The sequence below is a fragment of the Ensifer adhaerens genome, from assembly GCF_002940685.1.
Lineage (GTDB): Bacteria > Pseudomonadota > Alphaproteobacteria > Rhizobiales > Rhizobiaceae > Ensifer > Ensifer adhaerens_E.
The window spans coordinates 208413-234898 of record NZ_PNFP01000011.1 but is presented as its reverse complement, the minus strand read 5'-3'; the positions used below and the strand labels follow the sequence as shown (position 1 = coordinate 234898).

Annotated in this window: 26 protein-coding genes; 12 read left to right on the top strand and 14 right to left on the bottom strand. The window is 63.2% G+C overall.

Annotated features, from left to right (window positions below):
• The first annotated feature begins 12 nt into the window (after window positions 1-12).
• On the top strand, window positions 13-504 hold the full coding sequence (locus C1A35_RS21960; RefSeq protein ID WP_104666373.1) for a WapI family immunity protein: 492 nt from the start codon (window positions 13-15) through the stop codon (window positions 502-504).
• Here C1A35_RS21960 and C1A35_RS21955 read toward each other — a convergent pair.
• The 6 genes from C1A35_RS21955 to C1A35_RS21930 all read right to left on the bottom strand — a co-directional run bounded on the left by C1A35_RS21955 (window position 483) and on the right by C1A35_RS21930 (window position 6106).
• Window positions 483-2384, bottom strand: a complete 1902-nt coding sequence (locus C1A35_RS21955; RefSeq protein ID WP_104666372.1) for a nitric oxide reductase activation protein NorD — start codon at window positions 2382-2384, stop codon at window positions 483-485. The two genes, C1A35_RS21960 and C1A35_RS21955, sit on opposite strands and share 22 nt — an antisense overlap.
• 8 nt (window positions 2385-2392) lie before the next feature.
• A complete protein-coding gene (locus C1A35_RS21950) occupies window positions 2393-3205 on the bottom strand; it encodes a CbbQ/NirQ/NorQ/GpvN family protein (RefSeq protein ID WP_104666371.1) in 813 nt (270 codons plus the stop codon).
• A gap of 65 nt (window positions 3206-3270) precedes the next feature.
• Window positions 3271-4617 carry a nitric-oxide reductase large subunit gene (locus C1A35_RS21945; RefSeq protein ID WP_104666370.1) on the bottom strand — a complete coding sequence of 449 codons (1347 nt, stop codon included), beginning with the start codon at window positions 4615-4617 and terminating at the stop codon, window positions 3271-3273.
• 24 nt (window positions 4618-4641) lie between these two features.
• Window positions 4642-5094: a c-type cytochrome gene (locus C1A35_RS21940; RefSeq protein ID WP_104666369.1), complete on the bottom strand. Its 453-nt coding sequence runs from the start codon at window positions 5092-5094 to the stop codon at window positions 4642-4644.
• Between the two features lie 170 nt (window positions 5095-5264).
• Entirely contained in the window at window positions 5265-5543 is a 279-nt protein-coding gene (locus tag C1A35_RS21935) for a cytochrome C oxidase subunit IV family protein (RefSeq protein ID WP_104666368.1), read from the bottom strand.
• Between the two features lie 5 nt (window positions 5544-5548).
• Entirely contained in the window at window positions 5549-6106 is a 558-nt protein-coding gene (locus C1A35_RS21930) for a cytochrome c oxidase subunit 3 (protein WP_104666367.1), read from the bottom strand.
• A gap of 121 nt (window positions 6107-6227) precedes the next feature.
• Here C1A35_RS21930 and C1A35_RS21925 point away from each other — a divergent pair, with 121 nt between their 5' ends.
• The 4 genes from C1A35_RS21925 to C1A35_RS21910 all read left to right on the top strand — a co-directional run bounded on the left by C1A35_RS21925 (window position 6228) and on the right by C1A35_RS21910 (window position 8697).
• Entirely contained in the window at window positions 6228-6383 is a 156-nt protein-coding gene (locus C1A35_RS21925) for a hypothetical protein (protein WP_104666366.1), read from the top strand.
• A 256-nt stretch (window positions 6384-6639) separates the two neighbouring features.
• Entirely contained in the window at window positions 6640-7329 is a 690-nt protein-coding gene (locus C1A35_RS21920; protein WP_104666365.1) for a DUF1326 domain-containing protein, read from the top strand.
• Between the two features lie 239 nt (window positions 7330-7568).
• Window positions 7569-7997 carry a hemerythrin domain-containing protein gene (locus tag C1A35_RS21915; protein WP_104666364.1) on the top strand — a complete coding sequence of 143 codons (429 nt, stop codon included), beginning with the start codon at window positions 7569-7571 and terminating at the stop codon, window positions 7995-7997.
• 10 nt (window positions 7998-8007) lie between these two features.
• Window positions 8008-8697, top strand: a complete 690-nt coding sequence (locus tag C1A35_RS21910; protein WP_104666363.1) for an NnrU family protein — start codon at window positions 8008-8010, stop codon at window positions 8695-8697.
• A gap of 1 nt (window position 8698) precedes the next feature.
• On the opposite strand, the gene C1A35_RS21905 is transcribed toward C1A35_RS21910, so the two are convergent.
• Together C1A35_RS21905 and C1A35_RS21900 are read right to left on the bottom strand one after the other, a co-directional pair.
• Window positions 8699-9289, bottom strand: a complete 591-nt coding sequence (locus tag C1A35_RS21905) for a UbiX family flavin prenyltransferase (protein ID WP_104666362.1) — start codon at window positions 9287-9289, stop codon at window positions 8699-8701.
• Complete coding sequence (locus tag C1A35_RS21900) at window positions 9286-10797, bottom strand: UbiD family decarboxylase (protein ID WP_104666361.1); 1512 nt, start codon at window positions 10795-10797, stop codon at window positions 9286-9288. The genes C1A35_RS21905 and C1A35_RS21900 overlap by 4 nt, the downstream gene beginning before the upstream one ends.
• 115 nt (window positions 10798-10912) lie before the next feature.
• Here C1A35_RS21900 and ubiT point away from each other — a divergent pair, with 115 nt between their 5' ends.
• From ubiT to ubiV, 3 genes are read left to right on the top strand one after another with little or no spacing between them, the layout of a single operon-like run.
• The gene (gene ubiT / locus C1A35_RS21895; RefSeq protein ID WP_104666360.1) at window positions 10913-11431 is read left to right on the top strand and encodes a ubiquinone anaerobic biosynthesis accessory factor UbiT; all 519 of its coding nucleotides are present in this window, start codon (window positions 10913-10915) and stop codon (window positions 11429-11431) included.
• A complete protein-coding gene (ubiU, locus tag C1A35_RS21890) occupies window positions 11422-12399 on the top strand; it encodes a ubiquinone anaerobic biosynthesis protein UbiU (protein WP_104666359.1) in 978 nt (325 codons plus the stop codon). Before ubiT ends, ubiU begins: the two co-directional genes overlap by 10 nt.
• 19 nt (window positions 12400-12418) lie before the next feature.
• Window positions 12419-13345, top strand: coding sequence for a ubiquinone anaerobic biosynthesis protein UbiV (gene ubiV / locus C1A35_RS21885; RefSeq protein WP_440271552.1), 927 nt, complete (start codon window positions 12419-12421; stop codon window positions 13343-13345).
• 81 nt (window positions 13346-13426) lie between these two features.
• Here ubiV and C1A35_RS21880 read toward each other — a convergent pair whose 3' ends face one another.
• The gene (locus C1A35_RS21880; RefSeq protein ID WP_104666454.1) at window positions 13427-14347 is read right to left on the bottom strand and encodes a LysR substrate-binding domain-containing protein; all 921 of its coding nucleotides are present in this window, start codon (window positions 14345-14347) and stop codon (window positions 13427-13429) included.
• Between the two features lie 94 nt (window positions 14348-14441).
• Here C1A35_RS21880 and ilvD point away from each other — a divergent pair, with 94 nt between their 5' ends.
• Window positions 14442-16115 (top strand): dihydroxy-acid dehydratase, encoded by a 1674-nt coding sequence (gene ilvD / locus C1A35_RS21875; protein ID WP_104666357.1) that lies wholly within the window; start codon window positions 14442-14444, stop codon window positions 16113-16115.
• Window positions 16116-16193: 78 nt separating this feature from the next.
• On the opposite strand, the gene C1A35_RS21870 is transcribed toward ilvD, so the two are convergent.
• Both C1A35_RS21870 and C1A35_RS21865 read right to left on the bottom strand, forming a co-directional pair.
• Window positions 16194-16805: an NUDIX domain-containing protein gene (locus C1A35_RS21870; protein ID WP_104666356.1), complete on the bottom strand. Its 612-nt coding sequence runs from the start codon at window positions 16803-16805 to the stop codon at window positions 16194-16196.
• Between the two features lie 196 nt (window positions 16806-17001).
• Window positions 17002-17988, bottom strand: coding sequence for a cyclase family protein (locus C1A35_RS21865; protein WP_104666453.1), 987 nt, complete (start codon window positions 17986-17988; stop codon window positions 17002-17004).
• A 116-nt stretch (window positions 17989-18104) separates the two neighbouring features.
• On the opposite strand from C1A35_RS21865, the gene C1A35_RS21860 reads away from it, so the two are divergent.
• Entirely contained in the window at window positions 18105-19001 is an 897-nt protein-coding gene (locus tag C1A35_RS21860; RefSeq protein WP_104666355.1) for a LysR family transcriptional regulator, read from the top strand.
• Between the two features lie 21 nt (window positions 19002-19022).
• Here the strand turns inward: C1A35_RS21860 and C1A35_RS21855 are convergent, their stop codons facing one another.
• The 3 genes from C1A35_RS21855 to C1A35_RS21845 all read right to left on the bottom strand — a co-directional run bounded on the left by C1A35_RS21855 (window position 19023) and on the right by C1A35_RS21845 (window position 23373).
• Window positions 19023-21347, bottom strand: coding sequence for a TonB-dependent receptor domain-containing protein (locus C1A35_RS21855; protein ID WP_158665124.1), 2325 nt, complete (start codon window positions 21345-21347; stop codon window positions 19023-19025).
• A 424-nt stretch (window positions 21348-21771) separates the two neighbouring features.
• On the bottom strand, window positions 21772-22755 hold the full coding sequence (locus C1A35_RS21850) for a FecR family protein (RefSeq protein WP_158665123.1): 984 nt from the start codon (window positions 22753-22755) through the stop codon (window positions 21772-21774).
• Between the two features lie 108 nt (window positions 22756-22863).
• Window positions 22864-23373 carry an RNA polymerase sigma factor gene (locus C1A35_RS21845; RefSeq protein WP_104666352.1) on the bottom strand — a complete coding sequence of 170 codons (510 nt, stop codon included), beginning with the start codon at window positions 23371-23373 and terminating at the stop codon, window positions 22864-22866.
• Between the two features lie 233 nt (window positions 23374-23606).
• Between C1A35_RS21845 and C1A35_RS21840 the strand changes: the two genes are divergently transcribed.
• On the top strand, window positions 23607-24809 hold the full coding sequence (locus C1A35_RS21840) for an HlyD family secretion protein (RefSeq protein ID WP_104666351.1): 1203 nt from the start codon (window positions 23607-23609) through the stop codon (window positions 24807-24809).
• 72 nt (window positions 24810-24881) lie between these two features.
• Complete coding sequence (locus tag C1A35_RS21835; protein WP_104666350.1) at window positions 24882-26474, top strand: DHA2 family efflux MFS transporter permease subunit; 1593 nt, start codon at window positions 24882-24884, stop codon at window positions 26472-26474.
• The last annotated feature ends 12 nt before the right edge of the window (window positions 26475-26486 follow it).

Sequence of the window (26486 nt, the reverse complement as noted above, 5' to 3'; positions counted from 1 at the left end):
CAGCCCTATCCCGTGAGAGAACCCGACGAACCCAGCGGCCTGCAGCTCGTCGCCTTTCAAGGTCGACACTCCTCTCTGCGTATGGCCATTCGGCAATACCAGTTCCCGGACGTGATGGATGACGCGTGGGATTCGAACTGGCTGATCGTCGAAGGCCATGTCGACATCAAAGGCAGGAAATGGACGTTTCGTGATCCGTGCCTCACCACCTTCGAAGCGGAGCATCTGGCGGACTGGCTCGAGGAAGTCTCAAATGCAGAGCCGTCGAAGGTTGACTGCCGTTTCACCGAGCCGAACCTGGAATTTCGCTATCAGAAAAACCGACAGCTCCGCATCTCTTTCGCACTCGAATCCGGACCGCCGGGATTTGGCACACCGTCTAGCTGGGACGAGCGGAGTTTTCTGGTGCCGGTCAGTTCTGCGCTTGCGACCGCCGCAACGCAGTTGCGGCAGCAGCTCGTTCGGTTCCCTCGAAGAGGACCTCACCCGACCAGGTTGCGGTAGATCGCCGGCAGCGCTGCGGGCAGCCGAGAGATGTTGCCGACCACGGCGTAGCCGTTCTGGCCGAACATGGCCGGTACATAGGACTTCGCCTCCCGGTCTACCGTGACGGCGAAGGTGTTTATGCCGCTGCGCCGTGCCTCCGTGACCGCGCGACGGCTGTCTTCGAGCGCGAAGCGCCCCTCGTAGTGGTCGATATCGTTGGGCTTGCCGTCGGTCAGGACCAGAAGGAGCTTCTTTCGGTTCGGCTGCCGGCGAAGCTCGGCCGCGGCGTGACGGATCGCAGCACCGATGCGGGTATAATAGCCGGGCTTCAGCGCTGCAATGCGCGCCTCGACCAGCGGTCCCATCGCCTCGTTGAAGGCCTTCACCGTTTCCACCCGCACCCAGTCGCGCCGCCTTGAGGTGAAGGTCAGGATCGAGTGGTTGTCACCGCAGGCCGAGAGCCCGTGCGCAAGAATGAGCAGCGCCTCTTTTTCCACGTCGAGCACGCGCCGGTTGTCGGACCAGGAGTCGGTCGACAGCGACACGTCGACGAGGATCGTCACCGCCAGATCATGCACCTGCGGCCGGCTCATCAGATGGATACGGTCGCTGCCCTGGCCGCCGGCGGCGAGATCGGTGCGGGCACGCACGACCGCGTCGAGATCGAGATCGGCGCCGTCCAGCTGTGCGCGCAGCATCTCGTGCCGCGGGCGCAGCACCTCGAACTGGCGCCGCACCCGGCGGATCAGGCTCCGGCTTTCCTCGGTCAGTTCGGTCCGCTCCGCCTCAGCGGAGGCCGGCATCGCCAGCACGCGGCAATGGTCGTTGAGGTACTGTCCGGTCCGGTAGTTCCATTCCGGATAGGTAAGCTCGGACGTCAACGGCGTCGGGTTGACGGCTTCCGGCGGCAGATCGAGATCGAAGCGGAAGCGCGCCGAAGGACGCCCCTTGCGCTCGCCGAGCGTCATGTCGTCGAGCTCTTCGGCCGCCGTGCTGTCGTGGTCGTCGCTGTCGTCGCCGGGGCGGTCGACATTGACCATCTCCGCCATGGCCAGGATCTTCTCGAACCGGTTGAGGATGAAAGGGCTACGTTCTCCCTTGCGGTTCTCCGGGTTTTCGCGCACGGCAACGTGCCGTTCGGCCTCGGCGACCGCGCTCTGAGTTCCCGGCATTGCTGCGACATCCTCGTCGCGCATCGTCGTGGTTTCGGCGCGCAGCAGCGTGTCCGGCCAAAGCGGCATCGGCAGCATCGGCAGGTAACCGGGCGGCGCGCGGTGCGGGAAGATCACCGGAAGCGTTGTATCCGCCTCGCCCGTCGCCTTGCGCAACAGCCTGAGGATGCGGTTTTCAAGATGCTGCTCGATCGATGGCAGCGCGCCCCGCTTCCGCTCGGCAAGGGTTGCCTCCGCCAGACGCCGATAGCGTCGCCTAAGGCCTGGGAACCGCTGGAAGACGTCCTCGACCGTTTCCAGCGCGCGCGATATCAGCGCCAGGTCGCGCCGCAGCGGATCGGTTTCGTTGACCGGATCGACGGGCATCGTCGCCATATAGGCGACGAGCCAGTGATAGAGGTCCCGGTTCAGGTCTTTCGTCGGGAAGATGTCGATCTCGCCCGGCAGCATCAACGACGCGTGGTCACGCGCCGGCTGCACAAGTTTCTCTTCACCCAGCCCCATGCGTTGCCGCCACCGTAGCCGATGAGTCGAGGTGCGTCCGCGGGCTGGCACGATCTGCACCGCGGCTTCGCCGCCATGTCCACGGAAGGAGACGCCGAGCAACGGCAGCATGTCGGCGAGCTTCACGGCCTCCTCCGGGTAACGCCGCCAGGTTCCGGTGTTGCCGACGAAACGGTGCCAGGCCCGTCCGACGGTTTCTTCGAGCTCGAGGAAATCAAGCATGGTCCACCTCAGGCGATCAGCGAACCGGCCACTTCGAGAAGGGCTGCGCGCACATCCGGTTCGTCAGTCAGAGGCTCGATCATCGCGGCCCGCACGGCATCCTTGACCGGCATGCCGGCATCGATGAGCGAGGCGCAATAGACGAGCAGCCGGGTGGATACGCCCTCTTCGAGATCATGGCCCTTGAGGGCTCGCAGCCGCTGCGCGAGGTTGACGAGCGGCGCCACCTGGCTCTCCAGCAGGCCACTCTCCTGCGAAACGACCGCTATCTCCGCGTTCCGCGGCAGGAAGTCGAACTCGATCGCGACGAAGCGCTGCCTTGTGCTCGGCTTCAGGCTCTTCAGAAGGTTCTGATAGCCGGGATTGTAGGAGACGATCAGCATGAAGCTCGACGGCGCTTCGAGCAATTCGCCGGTGCGTTCCAGCGGCAGCATGCGGCGGTCATCGGTCAGCGGATGCAACACGACGGCCACGTCCTTGCGGGCTTCAACGATCTCGTCGAGATAGCAGACGCCGCCGTTCCGCACGGCCCGGGTGAGCGGACCGTCGACCCAGACGGTGTCGCCGCCCTTTAAGAGATACCGTCCGGTGAGGTCGGCGGCGGCCAGATCGTCATGGCAGGAAACGGTCGAAAGCGGCAGGCCGAGCTTTGCGGCCATGTGGCTGACGAAGCGGGTCTTGCCGCAACCGGTCGGTCCCTTCAAGAGCAGCGGCAGCTGCCGCACCCAGGCGTTTTCGAAAAGCGCGCATTCGTTGCCCGAGGGACTATAGGCGGGGATATCGAGCGTCGTGCGGCTGACGGCAGTTTGGACAGGGCTCATGGCACGTCTCCATGCTGGGAATTCTTGGGGAGATGCCGGCGCGGCGAACCGCGCCGGCTGATGGGTCATTCGGCGGGCTGGACGACACCGGCGAGCTTTTCGCTGCGCTCAGGACCGGGCACCAGAACCGCCCAGATGAACATCAGCGCCGAGATCAGGACGACGGCGCCGGAGCCGAGGCGGATCCAGTAGAACAACGCGAGCTGGTCCTGGACGTCCATGTAGCTCTCGCCAAGCACCCGCTGCAGATGCGCCTGGAGCACACCGGCGAAGGTGAGCGCGAAGGTCATGACCGACATGGCGGTGCACATGATCCAGAAGCTCACCATCGACAGCCACTGGTTATAGGGCGCGCGGCCGCGGATTTCCGGGATGGCATAGGCCATGACCGCAAGGTTCAGCATCACATAGGCGCCGAAGAAGGCGAGGTGTCCGTGGGCCGCGGTCACCTGAGTGCCGTGGGTATAGTAGTTCACCGAAGACAGCGTGTGCAGGAAGCCCCAGACGCCGGCGCCGAAGAAGGCCATGACCGAGCAGCCGATCGACCAGAGGAGGGCTGCGCGGTTCGGATGCTTGCGGCCGGCCTTCCAGGTCATCACGAAGGTGAACACCACCATGGTGAAGAAGGGGGCGACTTCGAGCGTCGAGAACAGCGAACCGATCCACTGCCAGTAACCCGGTGCGCCGATCCAGTAGTAGTGGTGGCCCGTGCCGAGGATGCCGGAGAAGAGCGCCAGGCCGACGATCACATAGAGCCACTTTTCGACGACCTCACGGTCGATGCCGTTGAGCTTGATCATCAGGAAGGCGAGCACCGATGCCATGATCAGTTCCCAGACGCCTTCGACCCAGAGATGGACGACATACCACCAGTACATCTTGTCGAGCGCCAGGTTGATCGGGTTGTAGAAGGCGAAGAGGAAGAAGATTGCAACACCCCAGAGCCCGAAGATCAGGATGTTGGTGACGGTGGTCTTGCGGCCTTTCAGCACCGTCAGCGTGATGTTGTAGAGGAACATCAGCGCGACGATGACGATCCCCACCTTGATCGCGAAGGGCTGTTCGAGGAATTCGCGTCCCTCGTGGATGTGCATGAGGTAGCCGACGACGGCGACGGCCGCGGCAATCAGGAAGATCCAGAACTGCGCGATGGCGATCTTCGTGCTGTAGAGCTCTGTTTCCGCCTCTTCCGGCAGCAGATAGTAGGTTGCGCCCATGAAACCCATGAGCAGCCAGACGATCAGCGCGTTGGTGTGGACCATGCGCACAATGTTGAAGGGCAGAAGCTCGGAGAGCGTATTGGGCAGGACATAGATGGTGCCGGCAAGCACGCCGAACAGCACCTGGGCGAGGAACAGACCGAGCGCTCCGTAGAAGTAGAGCATCGCGACCTTCTGGGTTTGGTATTTCATGGTGTCATACTCCAATCGCTTCGCTTAACCGGCCTCGTTCGGCGGCCAATCCTGGGTCTTGATGCGGCTCGTCCATTCGAGGAAGTCGGCGAGGTCGTTGAGTTCCTGTTCGGTAAGGTTGAACTGCGGCATCTGCCGCCGTCCCTCGATGCCCGTCGGCTGGGCGGCCATCCAGGCTTTCAGGGTTTCGCGGGCGCCATCCGGATCGGCCTCGCCGCCGAACCGCTTCCAGACATTGCCGAGCTCGGGTGCGAAATAGGCACCCTCGCCCAGCAACGTGTGGCAGTTGATACAGGAGTTCTTTTCCCAGACGTGCTTGCCGCGCGCGACCGCATCGGTCAGCGTCGTCTCGTCCGTCGAGGTCGTGCGCATGTAGTAGTGGCTGTGGGCGGTGAGCCCGACGAAGATTGCGAAGAAAAAGAAGGACCCGCCGTAAAAGACGTTACGGGCCCCGGTTTTGGTGAGGCGTTCTGCCATCACGTGGTCCTTTCGATTTCAGATGGCCGCTGAGAGCGCGGCCGGCTGATCTGATCCCCTCCCCGTGTGGCGCCTGAATTATCGGCGCCGGCAACAATCGGGGCGACCCCATGTCTAGGGAAATCGGCGCCGGCTTCTTTGCGTTTCGGCAAACAAGTCCGCGGCTCGTCTCAACTGAAGAGAGCCGTGCCCAGGAGCAGCTTCGCTGCGGCGGCAAGGACGAGTGCTGCGGGCCAGGTCAGAAGGCCCAGGCGAAGGGCAGACGGGGCCCCACGCAAACCCATGAAATCGAGCGCCACGAACCGGCATTTGATGATGGCGAGGCCCAACAGGACGGCGATGACCAAGGGCGTCGGCCCGGCGATGGCCATCAGCGCCATGCCCGAGATCACGACCATGGCGAGCAGAAGCCAGATCTTGAACAATTGTCGCGGATTATGATCGGTCATGGCGTTCACACGAGATAGACGAGCGGAAACATCACGATCCAGACGAGATCGATCACGTGCCAGAGCGTGGTGATGAGCGCGACGTTGCCGGGTTTTGGTCGCCAGGCAACCATGAGCAGCACGAAGGCGCCGAAGACGACGTGCAGCAGATGGAAGCCGGTGACGAGGAAATAGAGCTCGAAGAAGGAACCGAACTGGGGATCGCCGGCAACGCCGGCCTCGGTGCTGTATTCGAAGAGCTTGATGGCCACAAATGCGAAGCCCAAAAGCGCCGCGCCGACCAGCGCCCGCCGCCGTTTTCCGAGCGACGCCCGGGGCCTTGTCGCCAGCGCCGCCTGCCAGCCGCTGGTCAGGAGAACGAGGGTGTTGATACCGGCAAGCAGCGGATCGAGATGCGCGCGGGCAGCGGCAAAGGCGTCTGCCTGAATCAACCCGACGACCAGAAATCCGACGAGAAGAATGCCGAAAGCGGCAAGTTCGCTCCAGACGAGCACCCAGAGCAGCAGGGCGTCCGTTGTGTCCTCGTCCACTGCTGCGGCAATCGGATCACTGCGGGCATCCATGTCAGTGCCTCCATCTACAAAACCGGTTCGAGCTAATCGCCGGCGCAGGCCCTGTCTTTGCGATTCGACAAAGATGGCGGCAGGGGGCGGGGCTATTGGCGGTCAACAAAGGAGCCTTCCGATGACAGACGCACAGATCGGCCTTTCCGTCGCCACCCCCATCATCATCGTCTTCGCCCTTATGCTCTATCGCATGGGCGTGCTTCAGCGCGGCGCGACGCTGTCGGCGGTCTTCTCCGCGGTCGCGATCGCCATCGTTCTCTTCCTCGACCGCTGAGACGCGAAGGGCTGCGCAGCCCCAGCGTCGGGGGCACATACGTGAACGTGTGGCGATGCTCACGGCCGGCTTGCTGAAGCCAGCCGTGCCCGGTTTGCGGCTGGCCGCCCGATTGAAGCGGCCCCTCGACACTGGTAAAATTCTGCTTCTTCCGCACCCAAGGTAGCGCGTGTCCAGCAAGCGTAGCGGCGCGGCGCATGCAGAAGGGTTCGACATGACGAACTGCCCTCTAACGGATTAGGGGAGGATAGGAGAGATGGTCGACCAATGGCTCTTCAAGAGCGAAACCTACGACAATTGCAACTGCGCCATGAATTGCGGCTGCCAGTTCAATCTGCCAAGCACTCACGGTTACTGCCAGTCGGCCTTCGTCGGCAACGTGGTTGAAGGCCACTTCGACGACACACCGATCGCTGGCCTGAACTGGGCGGCGATTTACAAGTGGCCCGGCGAAATCAAGGACGGAAACGGTCGACGCCTGATTGTCATCGACGAGCGTGCGAATCAAGCGCAACGGAGTGCGCTTGAAGCCATCGTTTCCGGTGAGGCCGGCGACCCGTTGAGCAATCTCTTCTCCGTCTTCGCATCGACATGTTCGGAATTCTGCCGGACATTGTTCCTGCCGATTGATCTTGAAGCGGACCTGGAGTTGAGAACCGCCAGAGTGGATATCCCCGGCGTCATGCGCAGCAACGGCCGGCCGATGATCAACGAGTTCACTGGTCAACCGTTCCACATTGCGATGGCGCGTCCGAGCGGCAGCTTCGAGTTTACCTATGCCGAGATCGGGCTAGGAACCACCGCGATCACCGGGGACATGGAAATGGCGTTTGAAGATTCGTGGGCGCATTTTTGTGTTCACCACTTCAACCAGCATGGTTTGGTTCGCGAAAGATCGCGGCTCACCGCATGGCTTGAACGCATGAGTTCCACCTCCCGTGCATGACGACAATCGGCCTAAATCCCGCGAAGGGCTATGGCCGAGTCCCGGTCTCGCAAGCGCCGATACGCCAACGTTTAGGCGCTACGGTTCGCACCGCGCTGGGCCGCCCTTGATCTAAATCCGGCAAACTTGATGAGTTCGGACGCAACCTCGCGACCGGTCGCGCCGAAGACTTTGAGAAATGTCAAAGAGGACCGTGGCCGGCGGGTGTAGTGCGAAGCGACACTCAACGGAGCGGATCGATGCAGCAGCAATTTTCGGAACACCACGAACTGGGACAGGCTTACCGCGAGCTTCTGTCTCTGTGCGACCGCCTCGAGACGCTTGCCGATTCGATCCCGCGCCGCATCGACATGACAAGCTGCCGGGTAATCATGGCGGAGTTGCCGGAAAAGCTCAGGCGCGTCCATGCGCTGGAGGAAATGATCCTGTTTCCCGCGGTCGAAGATCAGCGGACGGACGGTGATCGCGACGGCCTGATCGCACGGCTGCGCGCCGAGCATGAGCAGGACGATCGCGCCGCGGTCGAGCTGGTGCGGGTGCTGAAGGCCGTGCTCGACAACAGGGCATCGCTCAGTTGGGACGCGATCGGCTATATGTTGCGAGGCTTCTTCGAAACCGTTCGCCGCCATGTGGCAACGGAGCGCCTGCTTCTCTGGCGCCATGCGTGAGACGACAGACATGACCTATTTTCTTTTCGCCTTCGCCATCTTCCTGCTGCTCCATCTGGTGCCGGCCTGGCCGGCCCTGCGCCAGGGGCTGATCGACCGGCTCGGCCGTTCGACCTATTTCGCTCTCTATTCGCTTCTGTCCGTGCTCGCCCTCGGATTCGTCTTTCACGCGGCCCTTCAGCTCGATTTCATTCCACTCTGGGAACCGGCGGCGTGGCAGGCCTGGGTGACCTTCGTTCTGGCGCCATTTGGCATCTTTTTCGTGCTCGCCGGCCTCTTCAGCGAGAACGCCTTGTCGATCTCGATCTACCAGGGAAACGAGCGGCCGGGCGCTATCGTGACGATTACCCGTCACCCGGTGCTCTGGGGCTTCCTGCTCTGGGCCGCCGGTCACATCGTGCCCAATGGCGATCTGCGCGCGCTCGTTCTTTTCGGCGGCTTCGCGCTGTTTTCCATCGGCGGGTTCTTCATGCTCGAAAAACGCGCCCGCCGGCGCCTCGGGGATGGTTGGCAGACGGCCTCCAAGGGCACGTCGGTCTGGCCCTTCGCCGCGATCATCCGCGGCGAAGCCCGCTTGCGCATCGACCCGGTGATGATCATCGCCGCCTTCGCCACCGTCGCGATCGCCGTCTGGCTGCTGCTCGGCGGTCACGAAGTTCTCTTCGACGCCGACCCGCTGCTTCAGGCGACCGCCCTCTAGATCACGGTGATTTCTGCTCTTCGCCCTGCCAGGCCCTTGCCAGCGGTGCAATCGGCAGCGCCAGGAGGTCGATCGCCCGGGCCGCCAGATGGTCGACGATGGCCGCGACGGTGTCCGGGCGATGGTAGAAGGCCGGTACCGGCGGCATGATGATCGCCCCCATTTCGGTGACGGCGCACATATTGCGCAGGTGTCCGAGATGCAGTGGCGTCTCACGTGCCATCAGCACCAATCGACGCCGCTCCTTGAGATGCACGTCGGCCGCGCGAACCACGAGATTGTCGGCCATGCCGGCAGAGATCGCGGCGAGCGTGCGCATCGAGCACGGCGCCACGATCATGCCAGCCGTCGAAAACGACCCGCTCGCGATCGTCGCGCCGATATCGGCATGGTCATAGGCCCGCGCGGCCAGACGTAACAGGGATGGAAGCGCGTCTGCACCCACCTCGTGCGCGAGCGTGCGGTGCGCCGCCGGCGACAGGACGAGATGCAGTTCGACACTTTCGATTGCGGCAAGGCGTTCGGCAATGCGCACGGCGATCGCAGCGCCCGACGCGCCGGTAACGCCAAGGACGACCTTCGCCGGGGTCATGGTGTCAGCCCCCCGAGCCCGAGACCGGCCCAGATCGCATCGATCCGACCGACAACCTCCCCTGACATTTCCAGCACCCGCCCCCATTCGCGAACGGTTTCGCTGCCGATCTTGTTGGTGGCGTCGAGCCCGAGCTTGCCGCCGAGGCCCGCGCGCGGCGAGGCGAAGTCGAGATAGTCGATCGGCGTGCCCTCGATCACGGTCACATCGCGGCCGGCATCGAAGCGGGTCGCAAGCGCCCACATCACGTCGGGCCAGTTGCGCACGTCGATATCCGGATCGACGGCGATGATCAGCTTGGTGTAGCTGAACTGCGGCAGCATCGACCAGAGCCCCATCATCACGCGCTTGGCCTGACCCGGGTAACGCTTGTCGATCGAGACGACCATCGCCCTGTAAGAGCAGGCTTCAGGCGGCAGAAAGAGGTCGGTTATCTCCGGAAACTGCTTGCGAACGAGCGGCACGAACAGCCTGTTCATCGCCTCTCCGAGCCGCGAGGGCTCGTCCGGCGGCCGGCCGGTATAGGTCGAGAGATAGAGCGGATTGCGGCGCATGGTGATGGCCGACAGGTGCATGACCGGGAACCGCTCCACCGAATTGTAGTAGCCGGTATGATCTCCGTAGGGCCCCTCCTCCGCCGTTTCCAACGCTGAGACGGTGCCTTCCAGCACGATCTCGGCATTGGCCGGGACCGAAAGCGGCACGGTCTTGGCGTTGACGAGCTGCGTCCTGCCACGCCGGAGCAGGCCAGAGAAATTCAGTTCGCTCAACCCGTCGGGCAACGGCATGACTGCGGCAAGGATCGTTGCCGGATCAGCGCCGATAACGACCGCGATCGGCATATCCTCGCCCTTGCGTTGCCACAGACGATGGTGGCGGGCGCCGCCGCGGTGGGCAAGCCACCTGACGATGGCACGATCGGGACCCAGGACCTGCATGCGGTAGATGCCGACATTGACATCCAGCGGATCATCCGGCGCACGGGTGATTACCAGCGGCCACGTGATGAGCGGCGCCGGTTCGCCCGGCCAGCACCACTGAACCGGCAGGCGTCCGAGGTCGACTTCCTGGCCGCGCCAAACGATCTCCTGGCAAAGCGCGCGCGTCACCTTGCGCGGCCGCATGTACATTGCCGACCTCAGCAGCGGCAGCCGATCCCAGGCATCGCGCAGCGACTGCGGCGCTCTCGGATCGCGCAAGTCAGCCAGTTCACCGGCAAGCGCGTCGAGCCCGCCCGGCACAAGGCCAAAACTGCGCTCGATCCGGCGTTCCGACCCGAAGAGATTGGTCAGAAGCGGCATCGGCTGTTCGGCACCTGTGGCATCGACCGGCCGTTCGAAGAGCAGCGCCGGCCCGTCGGCCGTAAGCACGCGACGGTGGATCTCGGTCACCTCGTGCATCAGCGAAACCGGGCGCGATATGCGCTTCAGGTCGCCGTCGCGCTCGAGCGTTTCGACAAAATCCTGAAGCGTTGCAAAGCCCTTGGACGGGCGGAAGGTCCTGTTCATGGAGCCTGTGTGTGGCGGCGAATGGCCGTTGTCTTTGACGTGGCGCAAACAACCGCCCGCGACGGCCGACTAGCATGCGGCGCATCGTCCGATTCCGTCGCTCAACAGGTAGCAAATGCCCCTTCCGCTCGCGATCACCGCCCCCCTCAGCTTCGTTCCCATCATCGCCATCGAAACCGTGGTGCGACGGGTCTTTGCCCGTGTGATCGAGACCCACCCTGGTCTCTTCGATCGCCTCGCGGACCACGCCGCCAAGCGCTACGCCTTCCTGCCGTCGGACCTGCCGATCGGCTTTCTCGTCGAGCCGGCCGTGCCACGCATCTCCGTGCATCGCAAGGCGAGCGCGCCGGCTTCGGACGCCTTGATGGAGGGCGAACTCGTGCTGCTTCTGGCGCTGCTCGAAGGTCGCATCGACGGCGACGCCGTCTTCTTCTCGCGCGATCTCACGGTCAGCGGCGACATGGAGGCGATGCTGGCGCTGCGCAACGCCCTCGACGATTGCGAAATCGATCTACCCCGCGATCTCGCTGACATGAGCGGTCCGCTCGCACCGCTCGTGCGCCGCGCCGCGGAGCAGATCCGCGAACGCGCGCTTGCCCGCGTCTCCAAGGAGGAGGCTCCCCGATGGAACTGATCTGCCCCGCCGGCACGCCGGCCGCCTTTCGCGAAGCCGTCGATGCCGGCGCCGACGCGGTCTATTGCGGCTTTCGCGACGAGACCAACGCTCGCAATTTTCCTGGGCTGAACTTCTCCCGCGACGAACTCCGCACAGCCATTGCCTATGCCAGGGGGCGCAAGGTGATGACCTTCGTCGCGATCAATACCTTCATGCGCGCCGGCCAGGAGCAGCTCTGGCACCAGGCCGTGGACGATGCCGTCGCGCTCGGCGCCGACGCCGTTATCCTCGCCGACTTCGGATTGATGGCCTATGCGGTCGAACGTCATCCGCAGCAGCGGCTGCATGTTTCCGTGCAGGCTTCCGCCTCCAATGCCGATGCCGTGCGCTTCCTCGTCGAGACCTTCGCGGCAAAACGTGTCGTGCTGCCGCGCACGCTGACGATTGCCGACATTGCCCGCCTCGCCAAGCAGATCGATTGCGAGATCGAGGTTTTCGCCTTCGGCGGTCTCTGCGTCATGGCCGAGGGGCGCTGTTCGCTCTCCTCCTACGCCACCGGCAAGTCGCCCAACATGAACGGTGTCTGCTCACCCGCAAGCCATGTGCGCTATCGGCAGGACGGGCGCGAACTTGTGTCCGAGCTCGGCGATTACACCATCAACCGCTTCCCCGCCGGCGAGGCCGCCGGCTATCCGACGCTCTGCAAGGGGCGCTTCGACATTGCCGAGGAGCGCGGCTACGCCTTCGAGGATCCGGTTTCGCTCGACGTGATGGACCATATCGAAGCGCTGCGTGCAGCCGGCGTCAGCGCGCTGAAGATCGAGGGCCGGCAGCGCGGCAAGGCGTATGTCGCCGAGGTCGTCTCGGTCATGCGGCGGGCCTTGACCGCGGGCGCCGCCGAGCGACCCGCGCTGGTATCGCGACTGAAGGCGCTCAGCGAAGGCCAGAAGACGACGACGGGCGCCTATGAAAAGCGGTGGAGGTAATCGGCCCATGACCACTTCTATGAACCCATCCAAACCCGCCTTGAGCCTCGGCCCGGTCTATTATCTCTGGGATGGCCCCAAATGGCGCGACTTCTACTTCCGCATCGCCGACGAGGCGCCGATCGGCCATGTCACGATCGGCGAAGCCGTCTGTTCGAAGCGGCTGCATTTCATCGAGCCGCATGTCGCAGAGGTCATCGAACGGCTGGAGAATGCCGGCAAGCAGGTGAGCCTCACTTCGCTGGCGCTGGTGACGCTTGAACGCGAAAGCCAGCTCGTGCGCGGGCTGGTGCGCGACAGTTGCCATCCGATCGAGGCCAATGACCTTTCCGCGTTGCATCTGCTCGCCGGCAGACCGCATTCCGTCGGACCACTGGTCAATGTCTACAACGGCGCCACGGCAAGGCTGTTGGCATCAAGAGGAGCGACGAGCATCTGTCTGCCGCCGGAACTGCCGATGGCATCGGTGCGCGGAATCGTGACCGAGAACCCCGGCGTCGGTTTCGAGGTCTTTGCCTTCGGCCGCGTGCCACTGGCCATTTCGGCGCGCTGCGCCCATGCCCGCTCCAAGGGACTGATCAAGGACAATTGCCAGTTCATCTGCCGCGAAGACCCTGACGGCCTGACCGTCGAGACGCTCGATCGACAACCCTTCCTGGCGCTCAACGGCGTGCAGACGATGTCGCACACCTGCCAGGCGCTCATCCAGGAGCTGCCGGAACTTGCGGCGGCGGGCGTGTCCCGCATCCGGTTGTCTCCACAGGATTGCGACATGGCAGCGGTGGCCCTCCTCTTCGATGATATCATTGCCGGGACGCGCTCGCCGCGTGAGGCACAGGCGGCACTTGCCGGCATCTACCCAAACAAGCCGTTTTCCAATGGCTTCCACCACGGTCAGATCGGAGCGGCATGGATATCCGCAGAAACCGGCGCGGAAGCAAAATAGCGAGCCGACAGGGAACTGCGATCGCCCAGCATTTTTGAATTGCGTCGGTCGCAAGATCCTCGCTGATTTCGCGCCTGTCGGTTACAGCGCTTGCGCAGGCTGATGAAACTCGCCGGCAACGGCGAGAAAGTTTGCGCATGCCGGGTTCCGCTCATTGGTGCGCCAAAGCAAGCCCGTTTCCACTGTTGGGACGCGCCCGGAAAGCGGCAGATAGGTCACCCCTTCTCGCTGCAGCCGGGTCATGGAGTGCGGAACCAATGCGACACCCATTCCGGAGGCAACCAGTCCGATGATCGTCTGCATCTGTATAGCCTCCTGGAAGACGCAGAAGGCCGCGCGATGCTCGGCGAAATAGCCTGAAACGAGGTCGTGAAAGATCGGAGCGGACCGCCGTGGAAAGAGGATGAGTGGCGCCGCGAAGAACGCGGCGGGCTCGAGCATCCCGTCGCTAAAGCCGTCGCGCCTTTCGACGATCCAGGATGACGGAACCGCGGCAACCAGCGGTTCACGAAGGATCGGACGATAGGTCAGGGTTTGGCTCAGCGAACTGGATGGGGGCGCGATGACGATGCCGACATCGACTTCGCTCCTCAGCAGCGCATCGATCTGCAGGTCGCTTGTTGCTTCACGCAGAGAGAGCTCGACGTTTGGATAGGCAGCCCGAAAGCGGCTGACGACGGCTGGCAGCAGGCTATAGTCGACGGTACTGACGAAGGACAGGCGCAAAAGCCCCATTTCGCCGCGCGCAAGCTTTCTCGCGATATCAGGCAGAGCCGTCGCCTCGGCCAGAACGCGCCGGGCATGCGCAAGCCACTGTTCGCCGAGGATCGTCAGCATCACCTGGCGTTTGGTCCGATCAAAAAGCCGCAATCCGAGTTCTCTTTCCAGAGCCCGGATCGCTTGACTGAGCGGCGGTTGCGTCATGTTGAGGCGTTCGGCGGCGCGGCCGAAATGAAGTTCCTCGGCAACGGCTACGAATTGGCGAATCTGTCTCAGGTCCATGTTCATTGATATGTCTGTCGACCTAATTTGGCGTTAGAAATATATTTCACAACTCTTTCACACGCCAGTAGGGTGGTCTCGATTTCGGGAGGCCATGATGCACAACCAACGCTCCAAACAGATCACCGAAGGCATCGCCCGTTCGCCGAACCGGGCGATGTACTATGCACTCGGATACGAGAAGGCCGACTTCGACAAGCCGATGATCGGCGTTGCCAATGGCCACTCGACGATCACCCCCTGCAATGCCGGGCTGCAGCCGCTCGCGGACGCCGCCGTAGCCGCGATCAAGGCTGCCGGAGCCAACCCACAGATATTCGGCACGCCGACGATTTCGGATGGCATGTCGATGGGAACGGAGGGCATGAAATATTCCCTCGTCTCGCGTGAGGTGATTGCCGACTGCGTCGAGACTACCGTGCAGGGCCAATGGATGGATGGCGTTCTGGTGCTCGGCGGCTGCGACAAGAACATGCCGGGCGGCATGATCGGCATACTGCGCGCCAATGTTCCGGCCATCTATGTCTATGGGGGCACGATAAAGCCCGGTCTCTGGAAGGGCCAGAGCCTCTCGGTCGTTTCGGCATTCGAAGCGGTTGGCGCCTACATGGCAGGGCAGATGAGCACGGAGGATTTCGAAGGCATAGAACGCAATGCCTGTCCCACGACCGGATCCTGCGGCGGCATGTACACGGCCAACACGATGAGTTCCTCGTTCGAAGCGCTCGGCATGTCCCTGCTTTACTCGTCGAACATGGCCAATCCCGACCGGGAGAAGATCGACAGCACCATCGAGTCGGCACGCGTCCTGGTGGATGCCGTGAAGAAGGGCATCAGGCCGCGTGACATCGTCACGCGGCAGTCGATTGAAAATGCAGTGGCACTGGTCATGGCGACGGGTGGCTCTACCAATGCCGTGCTGCACTACCTGGCGATCGCACATGCGGCGGAGATCGACTGGACGTTGGAGGATTTCGAGCGCGTGCGTCGCCGGGTTCCGGTGATCTGCGACCTCAAGCCATCCGGCCGCTACATGGCCGTTGACCTCCACAAGGCCGGCGGCGTGCCGCAGGTCCTGAAACTGTTGTTGAACGCGGGCCTGCTGCACGGTGATTGTCTTACGATAACCGGCCGGCCCCTCGGGGAAGAACTCTCGCAGGTGCCGGATGGGCCGCACGCTGAGCAGGATGTCATCCGACCGCTCAGCGCACCGCTTTATCGCGAGGGGCATCTCGCAATCCTCAAGGGCAATCTCGCCGAAGGCGGGGCTGTCGCGAAGATCAGTGGGCTCAAGCGCACTGTCATGACCGGCCCGGCGCGGGTGTTTGAGGACGAGCAGTCCGCCATGGACGCCATTCTCTCCGACAGCATAAGGCCCGGTGACATCCTCGTCCTTCGTTATCTCGGCCCCAAGGGCGGACCGGGCATGCCGGAAATGCTCGCCCCGACATCAGCGATCATCGGGCGCGGTCTCGGAGAGAGCGTCGGCCTCGTCACCGACGGGCGGTTTTCCGGCGGCACATGGGGCATGGTCGTCGGTCACGTCTCTCCGGAAGCTTTCGAAGGCGGGACCATCGCGCTCGTCGAGGAAGGTGACCAGATCACCATCGACGCGGGAAAGCGGCTCCTGCAGCTTGATCTGCCGGAAGACGAAATCGAGCGACGGCGGGCAAAGTGGCGGCAGCCGGAGCCGCGCTATCGGCGGGGCGTGCTGGCAAAATATGCGGCCCTGGTGCGCCCGGCCAGCGAAGGTGCGGTCACGGGCTGACATTGCAGCACGGGTTCGAGAGCAGGTGGAGGGGCGCGCCATGGACGCTCGATGCCAATGCCGACAGGCGTTGCAGGCTCAATCTGCAAAGGCGTCTCCCAGTATCCGGTTGGAGAACAGGTTCAAGGCGGCGTATTGCAACAGCATGATCGTCTTGCCATCACGGATGGCGCCGGAGCCGATCATGGCAAGCGCCTCGTCGATGCCAATTTCGAGGACTGAAATATCCTCCCCTTCATCTTCGTTACCGCCGCCTGGCGAGGTCCGGTCGCCGGGCTGGTATTCGCCGACGAAGAAATGCAGGCGCTCCGTCACCGAGCCGGGGCTCATGAAGGCGTCGAACACCTGCCGCACGTCGCGCACCCGAAAACCGGTTTCCTCCTCCGTTTCCGCCCGGATTCGGGCCTCCGGTTCGGCATTGTCGAGCAGCCCCGCCGGCGCCTCGATGAGGAGGTCGTCATGGCCGTTGACGAAGGCCGGGTAGCGGAACTGGCGGGTCAGGATCACCGTGCGCCGGATGGGATCGTAGAGCAGGATCGTCGCACCGTTGCCGCGATCGTAGGTCTCCCGCGACTGCCGTTGCCAGCTTCCGTCGCCGCGCCGGAAGGAAAATGTGGTCTTCTTCAGGACGTACCAGTCGTCCGCGAGGATGGTGACATCCTCGACCCGGATGCGGTGCGCAATGCTCATCGTGCCCTCCATGGCCAGGCGTCCAGGGTGGATCGCAGCCGTTGTGGCGGCAATATCGTGCACATTCGTGCAATGTCAACGATTTTCGTGCAATCCATTCGATTGGCTACCCGGCATTCGCAACGGCAAAGATGCCGCAGGAGGATCCTGCGGCATCTGGAGCCATCGACTGCAGCGGACGGACTCCGTCGCCATCCTATCGCAGCGGGAACGCCACCGGCCGGATCGGCGCTGCGTCCGCACCGCGGAACTTCAGGGACGCGCCGACGAAGGCAAACTCGTAGACCCGGTCCCTGGACAGTTGTTCAAGATTGATGAGTTCGATGATCGGCGCACCCTGTTGCGCGAGCAGATAGGTGTGAACCGGGATGTAGTTGTTCTCGGTCTCAGCCGGGAAGGCCTCGAAGCTCAGGTTATCGGCGCCCACCACCATGGCGCCGCCCTCTTCGACCAGGAACTTCGCCGCATCGATGCCGAGGCCCGGAGGGTTGCTCATGTAGGCGGACTTGTCCTCGTAGTTCTGCATGCGCCCGGTGCGGATCAGGGCCACATCGCCCTGCGCCAGCGTCACGCCCTGGATTTTCAGCGCTTCCTCGAGATCCTTGCGGGTGATCCGATAGTTGTCGGGAAGCATCTGCATGCCTTTGGCGGCCGCGACGTCGATCATCACGCCGCGCGCAACGATCGGTGGCAGCTTCTCCGCCCCGGTCACATTCCAGCCCTGGTCCCCAAGGTGGTCGGCCGCCGCATAGCCATTCCAGATCTTGCCGTTCAGGCCGAAATGATTGAGCGCATCGATATGCGTTCCCATGTGCGCGTACATCGAAACGGCCGAGCCCGAATAGCTGACATGGGCGTTCATTTCCTTGCCGACCTTCATCGGGTCGGAAACCACGGTGCCCTGCGGCGTGTGCGTCATCCACATCTGGTAGGGCGGATCTCCGGCCGCCTCCCAGCTGGGCATGCCGATGAAGTACTCGACTGCGAGATCGTAGGACTTGCTCCCTTCGATCCGCGACAGAATGGCAGCCCGTGATTCGGGCGTGATCAGGTTGAGGCGCCCGATCTCGTCCTTCGGTCCCCATGGGCTCTTGCCGACCTCCTGTGCGAAGGCGGTGCTACCGAACAGGCCCGCCACAAGAGACACGACCAGGGCACGCTCGAGAGCTGCTGTTTTGAACATGATGAACTCCTTCTTCTGGTCTTCCATCGACATCAGGAAGCTGGGCTCACCTTATTGCTGGCGTTTGCGCGAATAATCAGCGATATCCGGAAAACATAATTCACTCTGGAGAAAATATGGATCTGCTGGCTGCCATGCGTTCCTTCCGGCGCGTCATCGAGCTCCAAAGCTTCAGCAAGGCGGCCGAGGAACTCGGACAATCGAACGCCTCGATCAGCAAGCAGATTCGGCAACTGGAAGAGCGCCTCGGTGCCGTCCTCATCGTGCGCACGACCCGGCGCATGAGCCTGTCGGAAAACGGACGCGCCTACTTTTCCGAATGCTGCAGGCTTCTCGACGAGCTCGACAATCTGGAACGCACCACCTCGGGCGAAGCCGGCGAGATCAACGGCCGGCTCCGGCTCAACGCGCCCCTGTCCTTCGGGCTGACCGTGCTTGCGCCCATGCTCGCGCGCTTCATGTCGCTGCATCCGCAATTGAAGGTCGACATGACGCTCGACGACCACGTGCTGGACGTCGTTTCGGAGGGCTTCGACGTTTCCATCCGCGTGCGCGCCGCGCTCACGGATTCGTCGCTGATTGCCCGGCGGCTCGGCGATATCGGGCAGATCATCTGCGCCGCCCCGGCCTATCTGGCAGACAACGGCACGCCCGAGACGGTTGCCGATCTCAAGGGCCACCACTGCCTGACCTACCGCCTGGCCGACCAGCCCGGCAGCTGGCGGCTGGAGGGGCCGGATGGCACCGCCGTGATCGACCTGCCCGCGCGCTTCGTTGCCGACAACAGCCTGATGCTGAGCGAGATGATCCAGGCGGGCATCGGCATTGGCGTGCTACCCTCCTTCATCGCCAAACCATTGCTTGCCGACGGCAAGCTTCGCCAGATCCTGCCCGGCCACAAGCTCGCCGAGCGCGGCATCTACGCGGTCTATCCCACCAACCGTCTGCTGTTGCCGAAGGTCAAGGTCTTCACCGAATTTCTTGCAAGCGAGATCCGGCAGGCCGAGCTTTAGCGAACCCGGCCTGCGGCAGTTTCAGAACCGGGTCGTGAGGTTCACGCGGAACGTGCGCCCCGGCGCCGGAACGGCATTCGCCGCCCCGGTTGCCGCATCCAGATAGAAGCGGTCCGTCAGGTTTTCGACGCTCATCGCCAATTGCACCCAATCATTGATCTTGTGCTTCGCGTAGAGGTCGACCGTGGTGAAGGGCGGCGCAAAATTGTCGACGTTGGCGCCGCCGATGGACTCGAGTTCGAAAGCCGTGTCGGTCGCGTGCGTGACCCGCATGCCGACGTCGAGCGCCTCGTCGAGGAAGCGCGCGCCGAGGGTCAGATTGTGCAGGTTCTTCGGGACCGCATGGACACCGATGAGATCTCCGAGCGCACCATAACCGCCACCGCAGCCGACGCTGTCGTTGAGAGAGGGAAGTTGCGGCATGCCGCAGATCTTTGCCTCCAGATAATGCGTCAGGCCGTACTCCGCATAGAACCGGGTCGCATCGTAACGCAGCGACAGTTCCAGTCCGCGGTGCGTCAGGCTCGGCATGTTGGCATAGCCCGGCATGAAGCCGTTGCCGGTGATGTAATCGGTGTAGCGGTTGTCGAAGTAACCGAGCTTTGCTCCGAGGAAATCGCCATTGCGAAAGACGTCGTTGCCGGCGTAGCTGGCGCCGAACTCAAGGGAGCGCTTGCGCTCGGGGCGAATGGCGGAGCCATCCGGATTGGAGTTCATCAGCCCGATTTCGCGCATCGAGGGAGACCGCCACCCCTCGCTGTATCCCATGTAGCCGGCAGCGCCTTCCCAGGGCAGATCGAACGCTGCACGCAGATGGCCCGTCGTTGCGGAATAGCGTGCCTCGGCAACGCCGCTGTCGTTCATCGGCAGCGGCTTCGGCAGTTCGCGGCTGAAGTGCGAGCGATCGTTGCGCAGGCCGCCTTCGACCCGCAGCCACGACGTCAGGTCCACGCCGAGCGTCGAAAACGCGGCAAGGCGGTCCATCCGGCCCTCCGCAAACTGCCAGTCGCCACTGAAGCCACCCAGAAACGGGCCGCGCTCGCCCTTGAGGTCCTCGCGGGCACCATGAACCCCGACATCCAATTGTGCGTCGAGGTCAGCCAACGTGAAATGGCTGGTGTTCGAAATCGTAAAGCCGTGATTTTTGGTTTCGCGGGACAGACCGGTCGCGAAACGGTGCTCCTCGACCTTGCCGGTCCAGACCTTGGTGCGCAGGTCGATCAGACCGCCCTCTTCCGGATTCCAGCGATGCTCGAAGCCGATGTTGTTCTGCTTGGTGGTTGCGGGGTGATAATAGGGATCGAAACCACCGGCAATCGTTCCGGCGCTGCGGATGCTGCCGTTCCAGATGTCCATGCGGCTGAACACAAAGGACAGTTCATGGCCGTCTTCCAACTCGGCCCTGGCCTTGAACAGGTAGTTGTCGCTTTCCTTGTAGGTACCGAAGACCTCGTCGCCGGGATCATAGGACGTGATCGGCTCGACGGGCAGTTCGGGCCAGCCGGGTATGGAGTACTTTCGCATCAGCGAGCCGGTGCTGCCGGCGCTGTAGTTTCCGGCCTCGCGATGCGAATAGGCAAGGACGAAGGACAGGATATCGTTGGGGCGCCACCCGAGGGCCGTGCTTGCCGAATAGTCGTGGTCCGGAATGCCCTTGCGCAAGGCCGGGTCGAACTTGAACGCTTGCGGCCGCAGGCAATGCGGCGGTTGGTGCGCCGCCTGCGTGCAAACATCGTAGCGGCTGCCGTCGTCGGCGTTGCTGCCGAGCCCCACCTGGGTGCGCACGCCCCAGTTCTTGTCGCCGAAGATCAGGTCATCGGCCTCGACCGTACGCATCTCGATGGTGCCGCCGATCGCTGCGCTGCCGGTGCGTGACGACGCCTTGTCGACCGTGTAGCCGCTGATGAAATCGGGATCGATGTAGAAATTCTGCGCATTGCCGGCGTAGCCCTTATAGGTGTGCGAGGAGTTTTCGACGCCGTCGACGATAAGGGCGACACGGCCCGCCCCTTGCGTGCCGCGGATCATCGGCTCGATGGCCGTCGAGGAGCGGTTGTTGCTCGCGAGCACGCCCGGAACACCTTTGAGTATGTCGCCCGGGCTGGTGACCGGCACGCGTTCGAGCATTTCGGCATCGACGACGTAGTATTCGCTTGGGGTCGAATAGGTCGACTTTCCGCCCTTCGGCGTCCCTGTTGCCACGATGGGATCGAGCATGGTTGCGCCATCGGCAGCGGGGACGGCGGAAGACTGGGCCGTGCCGATCACAACCGCATCGGTAGCGATAAAGCGATGGCTGACGCCGGTTCCGCTCAACAGCCGCGCCAAGGCTTCGGAAGAGGTCATGCGACCGGAAACCGCGTTCGCCCTGATCCCCGCCGGGATGGCTCCGGCGGCGTGGGAGACCTGTACGCCGGATTGGAGATTGAAGAGTGCGAGCGCGCCTTGGAGCGCTTGGGAGGGAATGTCGAAACTCCGAATGTCGTTCTGTGCAACCGATGCTGAAGCCGCAGACCCGGATTGTGCGAGCGCTTCAGGAGCAACGGCGATAGCCAGGGCTATCGCGGTGGAGGCAAGGAGGAGGGCGCTCCTCCCTCCTTCGCGCCCGCTTGCTCTCTTGCTGTGAAATACCTCGAATGCCATTTGCAAGTTCTCTCCCGTAGGAAGCGCTCGAACGACGCGCCTTCGGAAGTGGAACACCTGCCGAGACGATTTTTTTCGTGAATTCGACCTGAACGGGAAAAAAACTTGATTATTAAAAGAAGGTTTCTTAGAAGCCGGTGATCACGCGGGCATAGGGCGAGATCTGCCGAACCTTGCCCCCGTGCGGTGCGACGAGCGCGACCAGCGCCTTGTCCGGATCGGTCAGATTGAAGATCCCCGTCACCCGCAGGCCCGCGAACCTCGGGTCGGCAATCACGATAAGGGCCGGGTGGTAGCGGCCGATCTGTTCAACGACCGAGCCGATCGTCGCGTCCGTCACGACAAGGCGCTTCGTGCGCCAGGCGCCGATCGCATCCAGCGCAGCTTCCTGTCGTCGCGTTTCGCCTGTCTGGCGGTCGACCGCAAGGAGATCGCCCGGTGCAAGCGTCTCGTCAACCGCGTGGCCGGCAACCGCGCCGCTGGCGCGCACCGAGCCCCGTTCGAGGCCGATCTCGGTGCCCTCGCCGTCGACGCGAACGTTGAAAGCCGTTCCGAGCACCTGCACGCCGAGGTCGCGCGAGGTCACGCGAAAGGGCCTGGAGCCGTCATGGGCAACGTCCAGAAAGATCTCTCCTGCGAGCAACCGCAGCTCGCGCGTTCCGGGCGCAAAGTCCGAGGCGATGGCGCTGTCGGGTCCGAGCGTCACGCGACTGCCATCCGGCAAATTGACCTCCCTGATTTCGGCCGTGCCCGTGCGGTAGTCGGCCTCCATGCGCAACAGCATCGCAGGGCCGAGCATAACGAGAAGGCAGAACACGGCAGCCGCGCTCGCGAACGCGCGAACCGGCCACCTGCGGCCACGCGGCGCGCGCCCTGCGGCGGGAGCAGCCTCGACCTCAGCCGGTTCGGAAAACGCCGGCGCCTCCCCCATCGCGACCCACAGGAGACAGGCCTTCTCCCAGGCGGCGGCATGCGCGGGCGATTGACCGCGCCACGCGTCCAGTTCCCTCTTCAGCGCCGGCGTTTCCGGTGACTCGTTGAGCCGGATCATCCATTCGATTGCCTCATCCTTGAGGCCGCCGGCATCGTCTTCTGTCTTCCTGCGCATCATCGGTCGATCGTCCGGACCTGATTGTTGAGGGCGGCTGCAAGTGCCCGTTGCATCGAAGCTTGGTTGGAAATGCATCGACATGTCGTCGCTGCAGTGTATCGGGCTGTTCTATGTACTAAAATCCAGTTGGTCCCACAGGCTCGCCATTCCTTCCTTCAGCAGCCGGTGCGCCGTTGCAACGGACATGCCGAGCTGTGCAGCGGTCTGCTGAAGCGTGAGACCGTCGAACCGGTAGAGCTCGACCACCTCCCGCGTCCGCGGCGGCAGGTCTTCGATGGCGCGCGCGGCCAGCCTGGCGCGATCAAGAATGATCACCTGCGCCTCCGGCGTGGCAATCCATTGATGCCTCGCCCACCAGGGAACGTCGTCCGGATGCCCGGCCTTGCGCACCGCCATGTGCCGGTGGCGATTGCGCACGAGATTGCGCACCACGGTGTAGAGAAACGCCTTGGTGATCGTGTAGTTGCGGTCATTTTTCGACAAGCAGATGGCAAAGGCTTCCTGCACCAGATCTTCTGCCACGTCGCGCAGGCCCGTCAGCTTGGTGGCGTAGTCGACGAGCGGCTTGCGCTGTGCAGCGTATAGAGAAAGCCAATCATCGTAGTGTTCCTGGTTCATGCTCGGCCGCTTGAAGAATGGGCGGGCGCCCTCGATGCCGATCGCCTCATAGTTTCAAAACATGACAATTGCAATCATGTTACCTGAGTGACACTCCGGAATATGGAATACTCAAACTTTCCTAATTCGTTTGACAGGGGTCGGAGGCACGAATATTTTGGAAACGAATTAGTTTCCTTATTGGTCCGCACATTCGCTTCGACGCGCGCCACACCGGTGAAAGGAACCGGAAAATGAGCCAGCAGTCCTTCAGCATCGAAAATGCCAAGCCCGTGGAAACGATGGAGGCCGTGCCCGGCATGGACGCGCAGCGGACGCTGCCCGTCATCCCGAGCGCGGTGGCCACAAACCCGCAGGGCGCCCACAGGCGCTGGCTTCGCAATCTGCTTTTTGCGTCCGTTGCCATCGCCGCCGTCGCCGGCGCGGCCGACTTCGGCTGGGCCTACTGGACGACGGGCCGCTTCGAGGTGTCGACCGACGACGCCTATGTGAAGGCGGACAGTACGACGATCGCCCCGAAGATCTCGGGCCATATCGCCGCGGTGCTGGTCGCCGACAACCAACCAGTCAAGGCAGGACAGGTTCTCGCCCGCATCGACGACCGCGATTTCAAGGTGAGCCTCGAACAGGCGCGGGCCGGCGTCGAAGCCGCCGAAGCCAACATCGCGAACAAGCGGTCGGCTCTCGTGGCGCAGCAATCCGTGATCGATTCGGCAAAGGCGACGGTCGAGGCCGACAAGGCCGACCAGACCTTCGCCGAGCAGGACGACAAACGCTATTCGGAACTCGCAAGACAAGGCTTCGGCACCTTGCAGAACGCACAGCAGGCTGCCTCGCGGATCGCCGCGGCGCGCGCGGCAGTAACCCGCGACACAGCCGCGCTCGCAAGCGCGGTCAAGCAACTCGATGTGATCAAGGCCGAAGTTGCACAGGCGAAGGCCGCGCTCGACAGCGCCAGGGCGGCCGAACACCAGGCCGAACTCAACCTCTCCTACACCGCGCTCGCAGCACCGATTGAAGGCGTGATCGGCAACCGCACCTTGCGCGTCGGCCAGTACGTGCAGGCCGGAACGCAGCTCATGGCAGTCGTGCCGACACATGCGGCCTATATCGTCGCCAACTACAAGGAAACACAGCTCGCCGATGTGGTTCCCGGGCAGACGGTGGCGATCGAAGTGGACATGTTCCCTGGTCAGGTTTTCGAGGGCCATGTCGACAGCATATCGCCGGCAAGTGGCCAGGAATTTGCGCTCCTGCCGCCCGACAACGCGACGGGCAACTTCACCAAGGTGGTGCAGCGTATCCCCGTAAAAATCGTGCTCGACCGCAACAGTCCGCTGGACGTGGTGTTGCGTCCAGGCATGTCCGTCTACCCGACGATCGACACCAGGACCGCAGGAACAGCGGTGGCCGCCGTGTCGGTAAGCACAAATTGAGGGCGCTCAAACGCCGGTCCCGGCCCCAAGGGCTGGCAGGAGGATGCAATGTCCACCACCACCACGATACCCATGGTTTCGCCCGGCGTGCCGAAGCCCGCAGCGACCTCCCCCGACAAGGCGAGCTCGACGGCCTGGATCGCCGTGCTTGCCGGCCTGATCGGCGCCTTCATGGCGATCCTCAACATTCAGATCACCAACGCCTCGCTGCTCGATATCGAAGGCGGCATCGGCACGGGCGTCGACAACGGCGCCTGGATTTCGACTTCCTACCTCATCGGCGAGATCGTCGTGATCCCGCTCACGGACTATTTGAGCCGCGTCTTCTCGTTCCGGCGCTACATGCTGGCGAACGCCATCCTTTTTCCCCTGTTTTCGGCAGCCTGTGCCTTTGCCCATGATCTCGGCTCGATGATCGCCTTGCGCAGCCTGCAGGGCTTTGCCGGCGGCGTGCTCATTCCGATGGCCTTCACCATGGTGCTGACCCGGTTGCCCAAGGCACAGCAACCCCTCGGGCTGGCCCTGTTTGCGCTCTCGGTCACCTTCGCCCCGGCCATCGGCCCGACGATCGGCGGCTATCTCACCGAGAATTACGGCTGGCAGTCGATCTTCTTCGTCAACGCTCCGCCGAGCCTGGTGATGGTGGTCGCGCTCTATTTCACCCTCGAGAAGAAGCCGATGCAATTGTCCTTGCTCAAGGAGGGCGATTGGGCCGGCATCGTCACCATGGCCATCGGCCTTTCGGCACTGCAGACCGTTCTTGAGGAAGGCAACAAGGACGACTGGTTCCAGTCGCCATTCATCGTCAAGCTTGCCCTGACGGCGGCGGCCTTCCTGATCGCCTTCGTCATCATCGAGCTCAAGGTCGAAAAGCCGCTCGTACAGCTGCGCCTGCTCAAGCAGCGCAATTTCGGGGTCGGCGTTCTCGTCAACGTGCTGGTCGGCGTGGCACTGTTCGGCACGGTCTACATCCTTCCCCAGTATCTCGGGCAGGTGCAGCGCTACAATGCCGAGCAGATCGGCCTCGTGCTCGCCTGGACGGGCTTGCCCCAGCTCCTCATCATCCCGCTCGTGCCGGCGCTGATGAAGCGGTTCGACGTGCGCTACATCGGTTTCGTCGGCATCAGCATCTTCGCGGCCAGCTGTTTCATGAACACGACGCTGTCGCTCGACAGCGCCGGCGACCAGTTCTTCGTTCCGAATATCGTCCGTGCGATCGGCCAGGCGCTGGTGCTGACGCCGATCACGGTGATCACCACCGCGGGCATTGCCCCAAGCGACGCAGCCGCCGCCTCGGGCCTGTCGAACATGCTGCGCAACCTTGGCGGTGCCGTCGGCACGGCAACCCTTTCGACTGTCCTGACCAAGCGTGAGCAGTTTCACTCGAACATCATCGGTCAGTCCGTAACCGTCTATCGCGACGAGGTCCGCGACCGGATCGGCGACCTGACGCGGCATTTCATGGCACATGGCGTCACCGATGCCGCCGTAGCACAGCACAAGGCGATTGCCGCGATCGGTGCTACAGTCCGCCGGCAGGCGCTTATCCTGGGTTTCAGCGATACCTTCGCGGTGATCGGCATCGTCTTGGCGCTCGCCGCCATCGCGCTGCTCTTCACCCGAAAGATCCAGCTTGGCGGTGCGGGTGCAGGTGGCGCCCACTAACACGACGGCACG

Bases quoted from the DNA above. Each gene is read 5' to 3' on its own strand.
- C1A35_RS21955 (WP_104666372.1), bottom strand. From the start codon at position 2,384: ATGCTTGATTTCCTCGAGCTCGAAGAAACCGTCGGACGGGCCTGGCAC.
- C1A35_RS21950 (WP_104666371.1), bottom strand. From the start codon at position 3,205: ATGAGCCCTGTCCAAACTGCCGTCAGCCGCACGACGCTCGATATCCCC.
- C1A35_RS21945 (WP_104666370.1), bottom strand. From the start codon at position 4,617: ATGAAATACCAAACCCAGAAGGTCGCGATGCTCTACTTCTACGGAGCG.
- C1A35_RS21940 (WP_104666369.1), bottom strand. From the start codon at position 5,094: ATGGCAGAACGCCTCACCAAAACCGGGGCCCGTAACGTCTTTTACGGC.
- C1A35_RS21935 (WP_104666368.1), bottom strand. From the start codon at position 5,543: ATGACCGATCATAATCCGCGACAATTGTTCAAGATCTGGCTTCTGCTC.
- C1A35_RS21930 (WP_104666367.1), bottom strand. From the start codon at position 6,106: ATGGATGCCCGCAGTGATCCGATTGCCGCAGCAGTGGACGAGGACACA.
- C1A35_RS21925 (WP_104666366.1), top strand. From the start codon at position 6,228: ATGACAGACGCACAGATCGGCCTTTCCGTCGCCACCCCCATCATCATC.
- C1A35_RS21920 (WP_104666365.1), top strand. From the start codon at position 6,640: ATGGTCGACCAATGGCTCTTCAAGAGCGAAACCTACGACAATTGCAAC.
- C1A35_RS21915 (WP_104666364.1), top strand. From the start codon at position 7,569: ATGCAGCAGCAATTTTCGGAACACCACGAACTGGGACAGGCTTACCGC.
- C1A35_RS21910 (WP_104666363.1), top strand. From the start codon at position 8,008: ATGACCTATTTTCTTTTCGCCTTCGCCATCTTCCTGCTGCTCCATCTG.
- C1A35_RS21905 (WP_104666362.1), bottom strand. From the start codon at position 9,289: ATGACCCCGGCGAAGGTCGTCCTTGGCGTTACCGGCGCGTCGGGCGCT.
- C1A35_RS21900 (WP_104666361.1), bottom strand. From the start codon at position 10,797: ATGAACAGGACCTTCCGCCCGTCCAAGGGCTTTGCAACGCTTCAGGAT.
- ubiT (WP_104666360.1), top strand. From the start codon at position 10,913: ATGCCCCTTCCGCTCGCGATCACCGCCCCCCTCAGCTTCGTTCCCATC.
- ubiU (WP_104666359.1), top strand. From the start codon at position 11,422: ATGGAACTGATCTGCCCCGCCGGCACGCCGGCCGCCTTTCGCGAAGCC.
- ubiV (WP_440271552.1), top strand. From the start codon at position 12,419: ATGAACCCATCCAAACCCGCCTTGAGCCTCGGCCCGGTCTATTATCTC.
- C1A35_RS21880 (WP_104666454.1), bottom strand. From the start codon at position 14,347: ATGGACCTGAGACAGATTCGCCAATTCGTAGCCGTTGCCGAGGAACTT.
- ilvD (WP_104666357.1), top strand. From the start codon at position 14,442: ATGATGCACAACCAACGCTCCAAACAGATCACCGAAGGCATCGCCCGT.
- C1A35_RS21870 (WP_104666356.1), bottom strand. From the start codon at position 16,805: ATGAGCATTGCGCACCGCATCCGGGTCGAGGATGTCACCATCCTCGCG.
- C1A35_RS21865 (WP_104666453.1), bottom strand. From the start codon at position 17,988: ATGTTCAAAACAGCAGCTCTCGAGCGTGCCCTGGTCGTGTCTCTTGTG.
- C1A35_RS21860 (WP_104666355.1), top strand. From the start codon at position 18,105: ATGGATCTGCTGGCTGCCATGCGTTCCTTCCGGCGCGTCATCGAGCTC.
- C1A35_RS21855 (WP_158665124.1), bottom strand. From the start codon at position 21,347: ATGACCTCTTCCGAAGCCTTGGCGCGGCTGTTGAGCGGAACCGGCGTC.
- C1A35_RS21850 (WP_158665123.1), bottom strand. From the start codon at position 22,755: ATGATGCGCAGGAAGACAGAAGACGATGCCGGCGGCCTCAAGGATGAG.
- C1A35_RS21845 (WP_104666352.1), bottom strand. From the start codon at position 23,373: ATGAACCAGGAACACTACGATGATTGGCTTTCTCTATACGCTGCACAG.
- C1A35_RS21840 (WP_104666351.1), top strand. From the start codon at position 23,607: ATGAGCCAGCAGTCCTTCAGCATCGAAAATGCCAAGCCCGTGGAAACG.
- C1A35_RS21835 (WP_104666350.1), top strand. From the start codon at position 24,882: ATGGTTTCGCCCGGCGTGCCGAAGCCCGCAGCGACCTCCCCCGACAAG.